Below are 17,726 nucleotides of genomic sequence, written 5' to 3'. Positions count from 1 at the left end.
CGATGCACTGATAGCTGGCCACGGAACCTACGGTTTCGGCGAGCACCACCGAAGCGCCACCATGCAGCAAGCCATAAGGCTGGTGAGTGCGGGAATCGACCACCATGCTGGCGGTAAGGGAGTCGTCACCGACGGCTTCGAACCGAATATCGAGCAGTTCGGCGATGGTGTTCTGGCTGTTAGCGTTGAGTTGTTCGAGTTCCGGAAGACGGTGCCAAATGCTCAAGTGTCGCTCTCCATGTACTTGATCTAAACCAGCACGCTGCGCTGCGCTCTAGTTTTTCAGAACGATGTCGCCGGTCAGCCCGGATGCTGCAGTTTGACGAGGCGCATCAGTCCCGCGGCCAGATGTTCACCGTCCAGCTCGGCCAGGCTGGCAGTCGCCATCGGTAGCGGCGCGTCGCGATGGCCACTGACCAGCCAGCCACCCAATACGCCGACGAAGGGCTGGTGGGTCACAAGCAGTAGATTCTGCTCGGCGCGACGGTCGAGATATAGCATTGCATCGTTTGGATCCGACTCGGGCGTCAGCCAGGGTACCGTCTCGACCGGACCGGCGAAATCAAGCGTCTGCCGGACGATTTCTGCGGTCTGCTGGGCCCGCTGATAGGGGCTGACGAGGATAACCTGCAGCGTCTGATCCATCAGTTGCGCCGCAGCGCCCTCCACTTCGAGCCGACCGGCGGCTGTCAGGTTACGTTCCGCATCGGTACGGGCCCTGGGCTCGGCCTCCCCGTGACGCAGCAGCCATATCTTCATGGCTGCGGCTCCTGCGCTGGCGGCGTCGGCGTCACGGGTGGCGCCGTTTCCATATCGGCGGGACGCGGTTGAGGCCAATCGGACATCGGCCAGGGCTTGCGATCCGTGTTGAAGGTGCCGAAACGGCCGATCTGTGCCACGTACTGACTGAGGCTGTCGCCCAGCGCTAGCAGGCTCTCGTTGGCCTTGCCATTCACCGAACGCAGGACCAACTGCGCGGCTACGACCACCAGCAGCACCAGTTCGGCCACCTGCCAGACAAAAAAGAAAACCAGCATCCAGATGGCACGCAGAATCAGCGATTCGCGATCCGTACTGCGTTGTGATGTGCTCATCGATATCTCCGCTATCGTTTCAGAAGCCGTCGGTGGAAATGAAATCCACGTCGGTCTTCGGCTCGCCGCGCATCAGCAGCGCGATTACCTGTTCCAGCGTACGCCCCTCGAACAGAATGGCATGTAACCCAGCGACCAGTGGCATGTAGACCTGAAGTTCCTCGGCCTTGGTCTTCAGCACCCTGATGGTATTGACGCCCTCAGCCACCTCCCCCAAACGGGATACCGCCTGATCGAGGCTCAGGCCTTCGCCAAGCGCATAGCCCACCTGAAAGTTGCGACTCTTCGAAGAAGTGCAGGTAACGATCAAATCTCCCACGCCCGCCAGCCCGAGGAAGGTCATAGGGTTGGCGCCCAATCGGACCGCAAACCGGGTCATCTCCGCCAGCGCGCGCGTGATCAGCATGCTGCGCGTGTTCTCGCCCATGCCCAGGGCAGCGGCCATCCCAGCCATGATGGCATAGACGTTCTTCAGCGCACCGCCGAGCTCCACACCGAAACGATCGGAACTGGCATAGACGCGGAAGGTTCGACCATGTAGCGCCTGCTGCACACATCGGCAGAGCGCCTCGTCGTCACTGGCGACAACGGTTGCGGTCAAGGCATGCTCGGCCACTTCACGTGCCAGATTGGGCCCCGAGATCACGCCGATTCGAGCCTGCGGTGCAATTTCCTGAAGGATTTGACTCATCAGCATAAAGCCTTGTGCCTCGATACCTTTGGTCGTGCTGACCAGCATCTTGCCCGACAGTTGAGCCGCGAACGGCGATAACGCCTGACGCAGCGCACTGGAGGGCAGCGCTACGAAGATCAGCTCGCAGTCCGCCAGCGTCTGCCCCAGGTCCGTCACCGGGGTGACCTCTGGAAGCACTACCACACCTTTCAGATAGCGCGGATTCTGACGCTGGGCGCGGATGCTTTCGGCCTGCTCGGCATCACGCATCCACAGCCGGACGCCGTGGCCATTTTCGGCAAGCAGATTCGCGATCGCGGTCCCGAAGCTACCGCCGCCAAGCACCGCTATGGGTTGCTGTTCAGTCATGAGGTATCCGTTTTGAGCCAACCTGGATGGCAATGATCGGCATTATACGTAGCGCTCCGCTCTCAGCCAGTACAAAGCCAGTCGTCAATAGAATCATCGGGTTACAGTTTCAAACGACGCCTTGATCCGGAAAAAGATCCCTGCGTCCAGCCATGCCCTGCGGGCATCGTCGCGATACGTTCCCCTATGGTCTATAAGGGACAGGTCGTCGCATGGTCGTTGTCGCAGGCCAGGAGTGTTAAAGTATCGGCCCGTTTCTACCATGGTCTTCTCGTAGTCGGTCGAAACGAGCGGTATCCATGTCCTTGCGCTGTGACTTTCGGCGCAGGGTGGCAGTCTATGACTAGTCTTTATGATCGGACTCTCTATTTTCGGGTCGGATAAAAAGCAGCAAGCCCTCCATAAAGGGACCATTGAGGAATACGCATGACCAAACAACAGGCCTTTACTCGGGAAGATCTGCTTCGTTGCAGCCGCGGCGAGCTTTTCGGGCCCGGTAATGCGCAACTGCCCGCGCCGAACATGCTGATGGTCGATCGCATCGTTCATATCAGCGAAGTGGGCGGTAAGTACGGCAAAGGCGAGCTGGTCGCCGAGCTGGATATCAATCCTGATCTCTGGTTCTTTGCCTGCCATTTCGAAGGTGACCCGGTCATGCCCGGCTGCCTGGGTCTTGACGCCATGTGGCAGCTGGTCGGCTTCTATCTCGGCTGGCAGGGCAACCCCGGCCGTGGTCGTGCGCTGGGTTCTGGCGAAGTGAAGTTCTTCGGCCAGGTCCTGCCGACCGCCAAGAAAGTCACCTATAACATCCATATCAAACGCACCATCAATCGCTCTCTGATCCTCGGCATCGCCGATGGTACCGTCAGCGTAGATGGTCGCGAGATCTACAGTGCCGAAGGTTTACGCGTCGGCCTGTTTACATCTACCGATAGCTTTTGAAGGACTTCCGCATGCGTCGCGTCGTGATCACCGGCCTGGGTATCGTTTCCTGCCTCGGCAATGACAAAGACACCGTTTCCGCCAACCTGCGCGCCAGCCGCCCTGGCATTCGCTTCAACCAGGCTTATGCGGACATGGGTCTGCGCAGCCAGGTTTCGGGTTCGGTCAATCTGAACCTCGAAGAGCTGATCGACCGTAAGGTTCTTCGCTTCATGGGCGATGCGGCGGCTTATGCCTATCTGGCCATGCAGCAAGCGTTGGAAGATTCCGGCCTCAGCGCTGATGAGATTTCCAATCCGCGTATCGGCCTGATCGCCGGCTCCGGTGGCGCTTCGACCATCAACCAGATGGAAGCCATCGATATCCTGCGCGACAAGGGCGTCAAGCGCATCGGCCCATACCGCGTGCCGCGCACCATGAGCAGCACGGTATCCGCCTGCTTGGCCACGCCGTTCCGGATCAAGGGCATCAACTACTCCATCGCCTCGGCTTGCGCCACCAGCGCGCATTGCATCGGCCATGCGATGGAGCAGATTCAAATGGGTAAGCAGGACGTTGTTTTTGCCGGTGGCGGCGAAGAAGAACATTGGAGCCAGAGCTGCCTGTTCGACGCCATGGGCGCGCTCTCCAGCCAATACAACGCAACGCCAGAGAAGGCTTCGCGCGCCTACGACTCCAAGCGTGACGGTTTTGTCATCGCGGGCGGCGGCGGCATGGTCGTGGTCGAAGAGCTGGAACACGCGCTCAAGCGCGGCGCCAAGATCTACGCGGAAATCGTCGGTTACGGCGCCACTTCAGACGGCTACGACATGGTTGCACCAAGTGGTGAGGGCGCGTTGCGCTGCATGCAGCAGGCTATGGCGACGGTCGATGGCGACATCGACTACCTCAACACCCACGGTACCTCCACGCCGGTGGGCGATGTCGCCGAGAGCAAGGCCGTGCGCAACATGTTCGGCGACAAGGTCCCGGCCATCAGCTCGACGAAGAGCCTCTCCGGTCACTCACTGGGCGCCGCAGGTGTTCACGAGGCGATTTACTGCATGCTGATGATGCAGGGCAACTTCATCGCAGGCTCGGCCAACATCGAAGAGCTGGATCCGGAAGTCTCTGACATGCCGATCGTTCGTGAAACTCGCGAAGATGCCAAGATCGACACCGTCATGAGCAACAGCTTCGGTTTCGGTGGCACCAACGCCACGCTGGTTCTAAAGCGCTGGAAAGGCTGATCGACAAGCGGTTAAAACAACGGCGCCTTAGGCGCCGTTGTTGTTTGTGCGTTCTGTTGCCGATTTCAGGCCCGATCAGGGCCGTGCTCCGTCTTCACCCACATCACCATGAGCGATACATGAAGCGGCGGTGAACAGCGCGTCGGTGGATGAGTTCAGCGCAGTTTCGGTCGAATCCTGCACCACGCCGATGATGAATCCGACCGCCACCACCTGCATGGCCAGATCATTGGAAATGCCAAACAGGCTGCACGCCAGCGGAATCAGCAACAGCGAACCGCCCGCCACGCCGGATGCACCGCAGGCGCAGATGGCCGCGAGCAAGCTGAGCAGGATGGCAGTGGGTATATCGACGACGATACCCAGCGTATTGACGGCCGCCAGGGTCAGCACCGTGATAGTGATCGCAGCCCCGCCCATGTTGATGGTCGCACCCAGTGGGATCGACACCGAATAGGTGTCCTTGTGTAGCCCGAGACGCTCGCAAAGCTGCATGTTGACCGGGATATTCGCTGCCGAACTGCGTGTGAAGAATGCGGTGATCCCGCTTTCACGCAGGCAGGTCAACACAAGCGGATACGGGTTCTTACGAATCTGCCAGAACACGATCAGCGGATTCACGACGAATGCCATGAACAGCATGCTGCCGACCAGCACCAATAGCAGTTGCAAGTAGCCGGCCAGTGCCGTGAAGCCGGACTCAGCGAGCGTCCCGGCGACCAGGCCGAAAATGCCCAGCGGTGCGAAGCGAATTACAACCTTGACGATCAGCGTCACCCCTTCCGATATATCAGCAATCAGATCGCGCGTGCTTTCGCGGGCGTGGCGAAACGCGACACCTAGACCGATGGCCCACGCCAGGATGCCGATGAAGTTGCCTTCGATAAGCGCGTGCACCGGATTGTCCACCACGTTGAATAATAGGGTTTGCAGAACGGCGCCGACCCCGGACGGTGGCGCGACGTCGTTGGCCTGACTGATCAATGTGAGGCTGGTGGGAAACAGCGTACTGGCGATAACCGCTACCACGGAGGCGCTCAAGGTTCCCAGCGCATAGAGCACCAGGATCGGCCGGATGTGCGTTGGCTGTCCGCGTTTATGGTTGGCCAGAGACGCGGTTACCAGCACGAAGACCAGAACTGGTGCAACGGCCTTCAAACCCGACACGAACAGATCTCCTAGCAGGCTGACCGAGTTCGCGGTTTGTGGAGACAGCCATGCCAGCAGGCAACCGGCGGCCAGCCCGACAACGATCTGGGTCACCAGACTGACACGGTTATAGGCTCTAAAAAGGCGATTTGAGAGGTTGAGCATTGGTAGTCTCGGCGTAAGAGGCTGGACCGGGCGCAACGCCTTGACGCTGATGAGCGCTACGGCGATGGCCGATTAAAAACGCCGGATAGTACGCATATCAGTCCCCAATGCCCAGCACCGAGGCAAACGGAACGCTGCCGCAATGGTGCTAACAGCGCCATACAGCTCGCCCCGAACAACGGGGCGCGCTGTTGGTTCACCGTCAGATACGGAAGCGCGCCACCAGCTCGTTCAGGCTGACAGCCAGCCGCGCCAGTTCCTGGCTCGCGACGCTGGTCTGATTGGCACCCGCCGAGGACTGCAACGACAGGTCTCGAATGTTGATCAGGTTACGGTCGACTTCACGAGCCACTTGAGCCTGTTCCTCCGAAGCGCTGGCGATAACCAGGTTGCGCTCGCTGATCTGACTGATCGCTCGTGCGATGTCATCAAGCGCTTCACCGGCAGTACGCGCGACACCCAGCGTGCTACGTGCCCGTTCGTTGCTGGCTTGCATGGCTTGAACCGCTTTATCGGTGCCCTGGTGAACGTCCCCGATCATCTGCTCGATCTCCTGAGTAGATTGCTGGGTGCGGTGCGCCAGCGCCCTCACCTCATCGGCTACCACCGCAAAACCGCGGCCAGCCTCGCCAGCACGAGCCGCCTCGATGGCAGCGTTGAGCGCCAGCAGATTGGTCTGCTCGGCAATCGAGCGAATCACATCCAGAACCTTACTGATGTCCCGTACCTGACCGGCCAGTTGCTCGACCTGATTAGCGGTAGTGGTGACATCCTCTGCCAGCAGATCTATCGACTCGACGGTTCTGATCACCTGCTGGCGACCATGCTGCGCCGTCGTGTCCGACTCACGTGAAGCCTCGGAAGTCGCCACCGCATTGCGGGCTACCTCGTCCACAGCCGCCGTCATTTCATTCACCGCCGTGGCGGCCTGCTCGATCTCATGGTTCTGTTGATGCAGTCCGCGAGTCGAATCCTCGGTAACGATGTTGAGCTCTTCAGCCGCCGAAGCCAGCTGATTGGACGAATCGGCAATGCCCTGGATGGTATTGCGCAGATTTGTCTGCATGGCCTTCAGCGCAACCAGCAAGCGCGCCGGCTCGTCGTTGCCTTCTATGGCAAAGTCCCGAGTGAGATCACCAGCAGCCACCGCCTCGGCCACTTCGACCGCCTGATTCAAAGGCCGAACGATGCTCTTGGTGAACAGAACAGCCAGCGCCACAGTCACAAGCGCCGCCATGATGATGGTGATAATCACCCAGCTGAACGCCGTTTCGTACGCCGTCAGCGCGCGGCCCGCGGCAAGACCCGCTTCGTCGGCATTGATGCGCTGCAGATCGGCCAACGCTTTGGTCATTGCATCAGCATGCTCGCTGATGCTGCCGTTCATGACATCCAGTGCTTGCTCCCGCGCACCCCGGATGGCGAACTCGACCACCTTGCTCTGCTCAACCATGTACTGAGCCTGAGCGGTTCTAAAGCGTTCATATGCCGCCTTTTCATCTGCTGTCGTCAGCATCCGTTCGTATTCGGCTTTCATCGAACCGACGTCATCGGTCAGCTTGGCAAGCATCTGACTGGTCGAGGTACGTGCTTGGTCGGTGTTCAACATGATCAAGCGCATCGTCAGCGCACGCGTACGTTGCATGCCGGCGTTCAGGTCCCCCAGGCTGACGAGGCTCGGCAGCCAATTCTCGTCAACTTCACGGGATTGCTTGCGCATCTCGGCCATCTGGTTCACAGCGAACAAGCCCAGGGCCAGGACCATGAGACCAATCAAGCCGAAGCCAACTGCAGAGCGGCTCGAAATATTCAAACGTCGGATCGACATAGGACCTTGTACTCCAAGAGATGTGCTGCACTCATCGCAGCAGTAACAGCCCTGATATCGGAGTCGGAACCAATAGCTTGAATAATTGACGTCAAAAAACAGCGCTGCACGGCGGAGTTTCGACGAATGGCAAAGTAGCTGGCAGATAGCCACTAATGCCCGCTGATTTTTGCGCGCTCAGCTATTTCTGATGCGATTTGCGAGGCAAGACAGCCAAAAAGTTCTCGCGTGCAACCTGACGAGCAACAGGCTCAGGCAAGGCATCAAGGAACGGATCGAACGCATGGATGTTTTCGGCCAAGCCGTCGAACCGTCCAACCACGTCAGTACCGATCATGAAGCGCGTGGGATGGCGCTCGATCAGTGCCAACCAATCCTTGTCCGGCACGCCAGCCTCGTCCATGAGATAGGGCCTGAGCATCGTCCAGGACAGATCGATGTATAGATTGGGATAATCATCTAGCAGACGGCTGACCGTCGGAAGCAAGAACTCGAGCTTTTCCTGATGTCGGTGCAGCTCCATGCTGGTGCCGGCATGTGCCCAGATGAAGCGGGTATGAGGGTGATTGCGCAGTGGCTCTTCCAGCTCTGCCAAATAGAGAGGATTGCGCTCGCGCTTGGAGGTGATGTTGGAATGCAGCATCACCGGTAGATCGAACTCGGCTGCCAGGTGATAAACCCGGGTCAGCGCCTCGTTGTTGGCGCGAGGCGTATCGCCTTCGGTCAAGGCGGTCACGTCGTCGTGACGAGTGAATACCTCTCCCAGCCCCTGCCAGAGACCCGGATCAAGATCGAGCATTCGCCGGATGTGCGCATCGGCATTCTTGTCGTTGGGATTGAAGCCAGACAGGAACGGATGGAATCGGCGACGTTGCTCTTCGTTCAGCTCCTTCAATGCCGCAGCAACCACCACATCGGTTGCGCTGTACCAATAAACCGGCGCGTCGTCACCGGCATAGTAGCGAGGTCGTTTGGGCTCGTTCTCATGCCATTTCTTGGCAACCGGAATACCGCTGATCATTACATGATCGATATCACCGGCGTCCATGGCCTTGAGCAAGTTGGCCATGCCATCGCTTTCTTGAAAGAAATCAACGAAATGCAGATGCGCATCGCTGTAGTGATAATCGCGCGCATACGCCGGTGCACTTGAAGCAACCAGGCACAACGCGACAAAACAGTTTCGTAAGGTGAACAACCAATGACCTCCTGACAGCCAAGCGGATAGACCGCCCCGCCGCATGGCGGTTCAGTAGTCGCTGTCGTTTCGCCTGTGTATTGGTGACTGAACCTGTTTTGCCAATCGCCTCTTGCCAGTCGTATCGGCGCTACCGGCTGGCCCAAACTCACGGTGAGAACGTCGGGCTAAACGCAAAAGGGCCCGTCATTGACGGGCCCTTTTGCGAGCGGCTGCAAGTTACGCAGAAAGCTCAACAAGCAGTTTGTTCAGACGCTGTACGTAGGCAGCTGGATCTTTGAGGCTATCGCCAGCGGCCAGCGCAGCCTGATCGAAGAGAATGTGCGACAGGTCGGTGAAGCGGTCCTCATCCGGCTCAGCGTCCAGCTTCTCGATCAGTGGGTGTTGCGGGTTGATCTCGAAGATCGGTTTGGACTCAGGCACCTTCTGCCCGCTCGCCTCGAGAATCTGGCGCATCTGCAAGCCCAAGTCCTGTTCACCGATAGCGAGGATCGCCGGTGAGTCGGTCAGCCGGTGCGATACCCGCACCTCGGCCACGGCGTCGCCGAGCGAGGTCTTGAGACGCTCGACCAGGCCTTCCTTGGTCTTGGCGATTTCCTCCTGGGCCTTTTTGTCCTCTTCGGTGTCCAGCTTGCCGAGATCCAGATCCCCACGTGCGACATCCACGAACTGTTTGCCGTCGAACTCGGTGAGATAGCTCATCAACCATTCGTCGATGCGATCGGTCAGCAGCAGCACCTCGATACCCTTCTTACGGAAGACTTCCAAGTGCGGACTGTTCTTGACCTGCGCATAGGATTCGCCCGTGAGGTAGTAGATCTTGTCCTGACCTTCCTTGACACGTCCGAGGTAGTCGACCAGCGATACGCTCTGCTCGCCCGAGGCGTCATGGGTGGAGGCGAAGCGCAGGAGACCGGCGATTTTGTCCTTGTTGGCGAAATCTTCTGCCGGGCCTTCCTTGAGCACCTGGCCGAACTGCTTCCAGAAGTTTTTGTAGTCCTCAGGCTTGTCTTTGGCCAACTTGTCCAGCATGTCCAGAACACGTTTGATAAGAGCCGACTTCATCGAGTCGATGATCGGGTCTTTCTGCAGGATCTCGCGCGAAACGTTCAACGACAGATCATTTGAGTCGATCACGCCCTTGATGAAGCGCAGATACAGCGGCAGGAATTCGTCCGCCTGATCCATGATGAACACGCGCTGCACGTAAAGTTTGAGGCCCTTGGGTGCTTCGCGCTGGTACAGATCGAACGGCGCGCGGCCTGGTACATAGAGCAGTGAGGTGTATTCGAGCTTGCCCTCGACCTTGTTGTGGCTCCAGGCCAGCGGATTCTCGAAATCATGGCCGACGTGCTTGTAGAACTCCTGATACTCCTCGTCCTTGATCTCGGTACGAGGACGCGTCCAGAGCGCGCTGGCGCGGTTGACGGTCTCCCATTCAGGCTCCGCCGGCTTGTCTTTCTCTTCGCCATGAAACTCTTTTGGCAGCTCGATCGGCAGGGCGATATGGTCGGAGTACTTCTTGATGATGTTGCGCAGACGCCAGCCATCGGCAAATTCTTCTTCGCCCGACTTCAAGTGCAGCACGATGCGGGTGCCGCGCTCCGGTTTGTCGATAGTGGCGACTTCGAACTCACCCTCGCCTTTAGACGCCCAGTACACGCCCTCATCGGCAGGCGTGCCCGCGCGACGGCTGAATACCTCGACCTGGTCGGCGACGATGAATGCGGAATAGAACCCCACACCGAATTGACCGATCAGGTGCGAGTCTTTTTTCTGGTCACCCGTGAGGTGCTTCATGAACTCGGCGGTACCGGATTTGGCAATAGTACCGAGGTGGGTGATGACATCCTCACGGTTCATGCCGATGCCGTTATCGTCGAGGGTGACGGTCTTGGCGTCCTTGTCGAAGCTGACACGGATCTTCAGCTCGGCACCGCCCTCGAGCAGTTCGGGCTTCGCCAATGCCTCGAAGCGTAGTTTGTCAGCCGCATCCGAGGCGTTGGAAATCAATTCACGAAGAAAGATTTCCTTGTTCGAGTACAAGGAATGGATCATCAGATGAAGCAGTTGCTTCACCTCGGTCTGGAAGCCCAGGGTTTCTTTGTTTTGAGTCTCCACACTCATCGTCTTGCAAACTCCACATCGTCAATGGCACGGACCGCGACTGCGGTGATGTCAAGCAGATGGGGGCTTGATGCAGGAATTCAAGTGCGCCGGCTTACCAGCACTGCACTCCGTCGAGCCGGCCGTTCGAGCTGCTCGACGCTATGGTTCGAGCAGCTCGAGCAAAACGATATCGCTCGGGGCGAGATTGTAAGTGGCCTCTCCCGGCCCCTTGAGCATGCGCCGGATGGCCACGTTACCGTCACGATCAATGCCGACGAAACGCCCTTCCGCCACCCCGCCACGCTCCGTATGCGCCCGCACCAGCAAATGTTCATAGCGCGCCGGATTGCGCAGCAACAGCGCCAGGGAAAACCGCTGTCGACGATCGACACGAGGTGATGGCGCACTGTCTGGGAGAGATTCCGGCTGGACGGCGATTACCTTGGCTGGCGTTTCGATCGCCTCAGGCAAAGGTGGGTAGCTGTCGTCGTCTACCGCCCAGCCTTGGTCGTCCTTGTGAACATCCATCTCGAATTGGCCTGGCGTACCCTTTACTTTCGCCTGCACCCTGAGTTTCATGGCAAAAGCGGGAAAATTCACCGGAGCCAGCGATTCGATGGTTACCGCTCGCGTCTCGAAGCGTCGCTGCAAATGGTCCCTGGCCAGATGAATGAGCGTATCCGCCGAGTCGTGCGTCAGATCTACTTGACCTGAGCGATAACGTAAGTCATCGGTGAATAGCTCGACATGGCCGCTGAGGCTGGTGTGGTAGTGCGCTGGCAGGACCAGATGAAAGTCGCCAGCCAACTTGTTCGGCGGAACCGGTTGCAGATCCAGATGCAGGGTATAGCCGCTACTGACTCTGCGTGCTTCGGGCAGTTCCTGCTCGGGGCGCATCCAGTTGATTTCCACCTCCGGTACCGGGCTGACATCCTGGGGCAGCACGTCGACCCGTAATGCACCGGGAGGGGTCGTGCCGAGGCGAATGCGGACTTCTTGCCTGGCAAACAGATCGTCCCCTTCACGTAGTGTCAACACGCCATTCATGAAACTGCCGACCCGTGGGCTGAATGGGCGTCCATCGAGCTCCCCCCGTAGCCCTATAGCCAGATGGCGGCTCTGCATCTGCTCGTCCGGCTCGAGCCACTGCAAGCTGGCGATCGCCGCCAGCCGCTCCGGCTGTTGGCTGGCAAGCATCGTGAATCCGACAATCAAAGGGATGAACCCCAACCCTGACAAGCCAATGGCCTTTCGGGCGACACCCCAGTGTCGAACGACGAAGAGCAAGGTAACAGGAGGAAGCAGGCTTCCGACGCCCCACAACAAGCCCTTACTGAAAGCCAGAACGATCAACCAGACGAGGCCCGCCCCTATCAGCAGCAGCCCGCCCAGTATCAGCAACGCATCCATTCAACACCCTTGAAGCAACTACATGGAGGAGTGGTAGCCGCCGGACGATCAGGGCTCGTTGACTTTGAAGTGGCAACGGGCAGTGGCGATGGGCTCGGCCTGATTCGTTTGCCAGGCCGTAACCGCGACGTTTGCTACACGGCGCCCCTGGCGCCAGACCTGGCAGGCGGCAAAGGTGTCACGATAGTGACCCGCCCGAAGATAATCTATCGAGAAGTCGATGATTTTGGGCAAATGTGGCGCGCCCATGAACATCAATAAATGGAGCATCGCCGCGTGCTCCATGAAGCCGGCGATCACCCCACCGTGGATCGCAGGCAGCGTGGGATTACCGATGTTGTCCTGGTTCTTGGGCAGCCGGAACACCATCTCGTCACCGAGCCGTAAACACTCGATGCCGATCAGCCTGGCATACGGCACCATCTGCAGGAGCGCATCGTAGTTGTTGCTGGTATGGGCCTCGCGAACCAGCGCATCAAGGTCCAGACTGCTCATCGACGCACCTGCGATGCTGATACCAGCGTGCTTTTGCCCATGCGCATGAAAGTGCCCACTACATGCGCGATCGGTTCGTTGATATCACGCTGATACGCCACGCCACGGGTGAAAATCACTGTCGGCGTGACGCGGTAGCATTCAGCAAAACCTAACACGTCATGATTCGGCTCCGCCGGGTGCATGTAATCGATACGCAGATCAAGCGTCGGGCAGATCTCCATTTCGGGCAAGGCGCAGGCCGTCGAGATACCGCAGGTCGTGTCCATGAGTGTGGTGATTGCACCACCATGAACGAGCCCGCTTTCGGGATTGCTGACGATCTTCTCGCTATAGGGGAGGCGCAGGGTAAGCCCCTTGGCATCGGCGTGCTCGACGCTCATGCCGAGGACCTGACAATGACGTAACAAGGAAAGGAAGCGCCGGGTGCGCTCCAGTATCTGACTATCGCTCATGCGAATTCTCAAATGTGAAACAAGCCGAGCACATTAACCTGCTCGCGGACGCGGCCCTATTCCTTGGGAGTTTCGATAGGCAAGGTTGGCGTAAACACCATCACTTCGAGTACGTCGGAATGAAATTCGCGGCGATATAAAATGACCACCACGCCCGCCGTCACGCCCATGAAGAACCAGGGGTGAATAAACCAGGCCAGTGTGGCCATGCCGAAATAGTAAGCACGCAGCCCGAAGTTGAATTGGTTGGCGGCCATCGAGACCACCCGTGCAGCGCGCTCGGCGAATGACTTCCGCTCCAGGTCGCTGACGTTGCGCTCACCTGCCATAGGTGCAGAGGCGACCAGCACCGCAGCAAAATTGTATTGCCGCATGCACCAGCTGAAGGTGAAGAACGCGTAAACGAATACCACGGCCAGGGCGAGCAGTTTGATCTCTGAAAGGCCTCGACTCACGGGCTGCGCGAATGGCAAATCGGCGAGCAGCGAGACCGCTCGCTCAGAGGCGCCCAGCGCCGTAAGAATGCCAGCCAGGATAATCAAGGTGCTGGAAGCGAAAAAGCCGGCATTGCGCTCTAGATTACCGATTACGTTGGCGTCAGCGATCCGGTTGTCACGCAACAGCATGCGCCGCATCCAGTCTTGCCGGTACAGATGCAGTACGCTGGCCAGGCAAGCAGTGTCCCTGGCGCGCCAACTGGCGTACCGGGTATACCCAACCCAACACAGGACAAACCAGACGACAGCTATCAGGTGCGGTAGAAGATGATTCGGAATCGACATAACGGTCCCCTGAAAACTCGCATCTGATTATAGCGGGTCAACGCTGAGCTTAGTCCTTCGAACGGCTCGCAGCTTTCGACGCGCTCGATTCATTACGAGCTCGAGCGGGGCCGAGCAACCGGTCGATGATCACTGCAATGACCAGAGTGACCAGTACCGGCACTAACCAGCCCATGCTTTGGGCAGCCAGCGGCAAGGTCGTGAAGAGCTCCGGTACCCAATCCGTAAAACCCGCAGCCAAGAGACCATCCGCTACACCAAATACAAGCGTCACAGCCATCACCGGAACGAACACTCGACTTGGCGAGACCCAGCAGCGATCGAGCAGACTCAGTGCAACCAACATGATCGCCAGCGGATATAACCCGACCAGCACCGGCACCGAAACACCGATCAATTGGGTAAGCCCTTGATTCGCTACCATCAGGCTGAACAAGGTGAACACGATCACCACCGCGCGGTAGCTGACCGGCAGAAGACCACTGAAGAACTCGCCACAGGCCGCAGTCAGCCCGACCGCAGTGGTCAGACAGGCCAGCGCTATCACCACCGCCAGCAACAGACTGCCGGTAGTACCGAACGTATGCTGTACGTAAGTCGTCAAAATCTGCACACCGTTCTGAGCATCGCCGGCGATCCCCTGGCTGGTAGCCCCGAGATAGAACAGCGCCAAGTAGACGAGCGAAAGCCCAATGGCCGCAATGCTCCCGGCAATCATCGAATAACGCGTCACCAGTGCCGGCTCCGACACCCCACGATCACGAATGGCGGTGGCAATGACAATACCGAACACCAAAGCACCCAGCGTATCCATCGTCAGATAGCCTTCGAGAAACCCTTTGAGCAAAGGGCCGTTGCGGTAGCTTTCGGCGGTTGTGCCAATCCCCCCAGCGGGCGCAAAAAGCGCTGCCCCGCCTAGCACCAACAAGGCCGCGAGAAGCACCGGTGTGATGAATTTGCCCACCCGGTCGACCAATTGACCAGGATTTAGCACGAGGAACAGCGTCGCAGCAAAGAACGCCGCTGTGTAAGCAAGCAGTGGAATGGCCGAGTTTCCCGTGAAGGGTGCCACGCCCATTTCGAACGAGACCACCGCAGTGCGCGGTGTCGCAAATAGCGGCCCGATGGCAAGATAAACCGCCATGGCCAGTAGCGTTCCAGCACCTCGGCCGAGGGGCGCGGTTAACCTGTCCATCCCGCCACCCACGCGGGCCAGCGCCACCACCGTGAGCAGCGGCAAACCAACGCCGGTCATCAGAAAGCCTGCCGCCGCGGGCCAGATTGCTTGCCCCGCGGCAAGCCCGGCGCTGGGTGGAAAAATAATATTGCCCGCACCCAGAAATAGCGCGAACGTCATGAATCCGAGAGCCAGCAGATCCAAGCCTTTCAAACGAGTCATCGGTTAGTCACCACTGCAGGAGGGTCTGGTACGGCGAACGCACCGGGTGTGTTTCCCCGAAGTCGGACACTATCCATGTCGAGCCGCCCGAGAAAAAAAGCACGCACCTTACTGGAATTCCTCGCTCAGAGCGAGGAGCCAGGCCGTTCTGGCATGATGGCGTTAGGGCTCATCTTGTAGACGCCACATTGGCGAGTGCCAGACGAGCTGCCCTCGCCAGAAACAAAAATGCCAGTCAGGCAGGCTGACTGGCATCTGGTGTCGCAGGTCAAAGATCAGCCCTGCTTGACTTCCCACCCGGTCAGTTCCGCAAGCGCCTTGCCGATATCGGCAAGCGAGCGCACGGTCTTCACACCGGCATCCTGCAGCGCGGCGAACTTCTCGTCTGCGGTGCCCTTACCACCGGAGATGATCGCACCGGCATGGCCCATGCGCTTGCCAGCAGGCGCGGTCACACCGGCGATGTAGGAAACCACCGGCTTGGTCACGTTGGCCTTGATGTAAGCCGCGGCTTCTTCTTCGGCAGAGCCACCGATCTCACCGATCATCACGATCGCTTCGGTCTGCGGGTCTTCCTGGAACAGCTTGAGGATGTCGATGAAGGTCGAACCGGGGATCGGGTCGCCGCCGATACCGACGCAGGTGGACTGACCGAAGCCGGCGTCAGTGGTCTGCTTGACCGCTTCATAAGTCAGCGTACCGGAACGCGATACGATACCGACCTTGCCTGGCAAGTGAATGTGGCCAGGCTGGATACCGATCTTGCATTCGCCGGGTGTGATCACGCCCGGGCAGTTCGGCCCGATCAGACGCACACCCAGCTCGTCGCACTTGATCTTCACTTCGAGCATGTCGAGGGTCGGAATACCCTCGGTGATGCAAACGATCAGTTTGATGCCACCGAACGCGGCTTCAAGGATCGAATCCTTGCAGAACGGCGCCGGGACGTAGATGACCGATGCATCAGCGCCGGTCGCTTCTACGGCTTCCTTGACGGTGTTGAACACCGGCAGGCCGAGGTGCATGGTGCCGCCCTTGCCCGGCGTCACGCCGCCAACCATCTTGGTGCCGTACTCGATCGCCTGTTCGGAGTGGAAGGTACCCTGCGAGCCGGTAAAGCCCTGGCAGATGACCTTGGTGTCTTTATTGATCAGGACGCTCATTACTTGCCCTCCGCGGCTTTGACGACTTGAATGGCCGCATCGGTCAGGCTGGTCGCACCGATGATGTTCAGACCACTTTCACTCAGCTTCTTGGCGCCGAGTTCGGCATTGTTGCCTTCCAGGCGAACCACGACCGGGACCTTCACGCCGACTTCCTTGACCGCACCGATGATGCCTTCGGCAATCATGTCGCAACGCACGATGCCACCGAAGATGTTGACCAGAACGGCGGCAACGTTTTCATCGGAAAGGATGATTTTGAAGGCTTCGGTCACACGCTCCTCGGTCGCACCACCGCCGACGTCGAGGAAGTTGGCGGGTTTGCCGCCATGCAGGTTGACGATGTCCATGGTACCCATGGCCAGGCCGGCACCATTGACCATGCAGCCGATGTTGCCATCGAGCGCCACGTAGTTCAGTTCCCACTTGGCTGCGTGCGCTTCGCGCGGGTCGTCCTGAGAAGGATCCTGCATGCCGCGCAGCTTGGGCTGACGATAGATAGCGTTGCTGTCGATGTTCAGCTTGGCATCCAGGCAGTGCAGATTGCCGTCTTTCTTGATCACCAGCGGATTGACTTCGAGCAGTGCCAGGTCGTAATCGACAAAAAGCTTGCCCAAGTTCACGAAGATATGGGTGAACTGCTTAACCTGGTCGCCTTTCAGGCCCAATTTGAACGCCAGCTCACGGCCCTGGAATGGCTGAGCGCCAACCAGCGGATCGATCGTGGCCTTGAGAATTTTTTCAGGTGTGTCGTGAGCGACCTTTTCAATGTCCACGCCACCTTCGGTGGACGCCATGAACACGACTCGGCGGGTGGCGCGATCGACTACGGCGCCCAAATAGAGCTCCTTGTCGATGTCTGTGCAAGCTTCGACCAGAATCTTGCTGACCGGCTGGCCGTTGGCGTCGGTCTGGTAGGTCACCAGGCGCTTGTCCAGCCATTGCTCGGCGAATGCACGTGCTTCGTCCTTGCTACGAACCAGTTTGACACCACCTGCTTTACCGCGACCGCCAGCGTGCACCTGAGCTTTGACCACCCATTCGGTGCCACCAATGTGGTCGCAAGCCTCAGCCGCTTCCTTGGGGCTATCGACCGCGTAGCCTTTGGAAACCGGCAATCCGTATTCGGCAAACAGTTGCTTACCTTGATATTCGTGAAGATTCATCTTAGCTACCGTTCGGTTTGATGTGCATCAGACGTTGCATGTATGCCGCGTCGCCTCAAGTCGCTGAAAACTATCGCAAAACACCTTTCAGAGACCTGTC

General features: G+C 58.7%; 17 protein-coding genes. 2 read left to right on the top strand and 15 right to left on the bottom strand.

Annotation, left to right across the window (positions count from 1 at the left end; translation table 11 throughout):
• The 4 genes from MCB86_RS20970 to MCB86_RS20955 form a co-directional block, all read right to left on the bottom strand.
• On the bottom strand, window positions 1–226 hold a 226-nt coding region (locus MCB86_RS20970), incomplete at its 3' end, for a hotdog fold thioesterase (protein ID WP_239612064.1).
• Window positions 227–300: 74 nt separating this feature from the next.
• Window positions 301–759: a phosphohistidine phosphatase SixA gene (gene sixA / locus MCB86_RS20965; protein ID WP_239612063.1), complete on the bottom strand. Its 459-nt coding sequence runs from the start codon at window positions 757–759 to the stop codon at window positions 301–303.
• Entirely contained in the window at window positions 756–1,094 is a 339-nt protein-coding gene (locus tag MCB86_RS20960) for a DUF4389 domain-containing protein (protein WP_239612062.1), read from the bottom strand. Before MCB86_RS20960 ends, sixA begins: the two co-directional genes overlap by 4 nt.
• 19 nt (window positions 1,095–1,113) lie before the next feature.
• Window positions 1,114–2,136 (bottom strand): NAD(P)H-dependent glycerol-3-phosphate dehydrogenase, encoded by a 1,023-nt coding sequence (locus tag MCB86_RS20955; protein WP_239612061.1) that lies wholly within the window; start codon window positions 2,134–2,136, stop codon window positions 1,114–1,116.
• Between the two features lie 426 nt (window positions 2,137–2,562).
• On the opposite strand from MCB86_RS20955, the gene fabA reads away from it, so the two are divergent.
• The gene (fabA, locus tag MCB86_RS20950; protein ID WP_021207858.1) at window positions 2,563–3,078 is read left to right on the top strand and encodes a 3-hydroxyacyl-[acyl-carrier-protein] dehydratase FabA; all 516 of its coding nucleotides are present in this window, start codon (window positions 2,563–2,565) and stop codon (window positions 3,076–3,078) included.
• Between the two features lie 11 nt (window positions 3,079–3,089).
• On the top strand, window positions 3,090–4,307 hold the full coding sequence (gene fabB / locus MCB86_RS20945; RefSeq protein ID WP_239612060.1) for a beta-ketoacyl-ACP synthase I: 1,218 nt from the start codon (window positions 3,090–3,092) through the stop codon (window positions 4,305–4,307).
• 75 nt (window positions 4,308–4,382) lie between these two features.
• Here fabB and sstT read toward each other — a convergent pair whose 3' ends face one another.
• The 11 genes from sstT to sucC form a co-directional block, all read right to left on the bottom strand.
• A complete protein-coding gene (sstT, locus tag MCB86_RS20940; RefSeq protein ID WP_239612059.1) occupies window positions 4,383–5,621 on the bottom strand; it encodes a serine/threonine transporter SstT in 1,239 nt (412 codons plus the stop codon).
• A gap of 202 nt (window positions 5,622–5,823) precedes the next feature.
• Window positions 5,824–7,449, bottom strand: coding sequence for a methyl-accepting chemotaxis protein (locus MCB86_RS20935; RefSeq protein ID WP_239612058.1), 1,626 nt, complete (start codon window positions 7,447–7,449; stop codon window positions 5,824–5,826).
• 181 nt (window positions 7,450–7,630) lie between these two features.
• Window positions 7,631–8,647 carry an amidohydrolase family protein gene (locus MCB86_RS20930; protein WP_239612057.1) on the bottom strand — a complete coding sequence of 339 codons (1,017 nt, stop codon included), beginning with the start codon at window positions 8,645–8,647 and terminating at the stop codon, window positions 7,631–7,633.
• 219 nt (window positions 8,648–8,866) lie between these two features.
• On the bottom strand, window positions 8,867–10,774 hold the full coding sequence (htpG, locus tag MCB86_RS20925; protein ID WP_239612056.1) for a molecular chaperone HtpG: 1,908 nt from the start codon (window positions 10,772–10,774) through the stop codon (window positions 8,867–8,869).
• Between the two features lie 141 nt (window positions 10,775–10,915).
• A complete protein-coding gene (locus tag MCB86_RS20920) occupies window positions 10,916–12,166 on the bottom strand; it encodes an MFS transporter (RefSeq protein ID WP_239612055.1) in 1,251 nt (416 codons plus the stop codon).
• Window positions 12,167–12,214: 48 nt separating this feature from the next.
• Window positions 12,215–12,661 (bottom strand): PaaI family thioesterase, encoded by a 447-nt coding sequence (locus tag MCB86_RS20915; RefSeq protein ID WP_045161530.1) that lies wholly within the window; start codon window positions 12,659–12,661, stop codon window positions 12,215–12,217.
• On the bottom strand, window positions 12,658–13,116 hold the full coding sequence (locus MCB86_RS20910) for a PaaI family thioesterase (RefSeq protein ID WP_239612054.1): 459 nt from the start codon (window positions 13,114–13,116) through the stop codon (window positions 12,658–12,660). The genes MCB86_RS20915 and MCB86_RS20910 overlap by 4 nt, the downstream gene beginning before the upstream one ends.
• A gap of 56 nt (window positions 13,117–13,172) precedes the next feature.
• Window positions 13,173–13,898: a DUF599 family protein gene (locus tag MCB86_RS20905; RefSeq protein ID WP_045161528.1), complete on the bottom strand. Its 726-nt coding sequence runs from the start codon at window positions 13,896–13,898 to the stop codon at window positions 13,173–13,175.
• Between the two features lie 49 nt (window positions 13,899–13,947).
• Complete coding sequence (gene brnQ / locus MCB86_RS20900) at window positions 13,948–15,297, bottom strand: branched-chain amino acid transport system II carrier protein (protein ID WP_239612053.1); 1,350 nt, start codon at window positions 15,295–15,297, stop codon at window positions 13,948–13,950.
• Between the two features lie 275 nt (window positions 15,298–15,572).
• Window positions 15,573–16,460: a succinate--CoA ligase subunit alpha gene (gene sucD / locus MCB86_RS20895; RefSeq protein WP_045161526.1), complete on the bottom strand. Its 888-nt coding sequence runs from the start codon at window positions 16,458–16,460 to the stop codon at window positions 15,573–15,575.
• The gene (sucC, locus tag MCB86_RS20890; RefSeq protein ID WP_045161524.1) at window positions 16,460–17,626 is read right to left on the bottom strand and encodes an ADP-forming succinate--CoA ligase subunit beta; all 1,167 of its coding nucleotides are present in this window, start codon (window positions 17,624–17,626) and stop codon (window positions 16,460–16,462) included. The genes sucD and sucC overlap by 1 nt, the downstream gene beginning before the upstream one ends.
• Between the last annotated feature and the right edge of the window lie 100 nt (window positions 17,627–17,726).

It is taken from the genome of Pseudomonas sp. KSR10 (assembly GCF_022355455.1).
GTDB lineage: Bacteria > Pseudomonadota > Gammaproteobacteria > Pseudomonadales > Pseudomonadaceae > Stutzerimonas > Stutzerimonas stutzeri_E.
The sequence above is the reverse complement of the archived record's forward strand: the minus strand, read 5'-3'. Positions and strand labels throughout refer to the sequence as shown.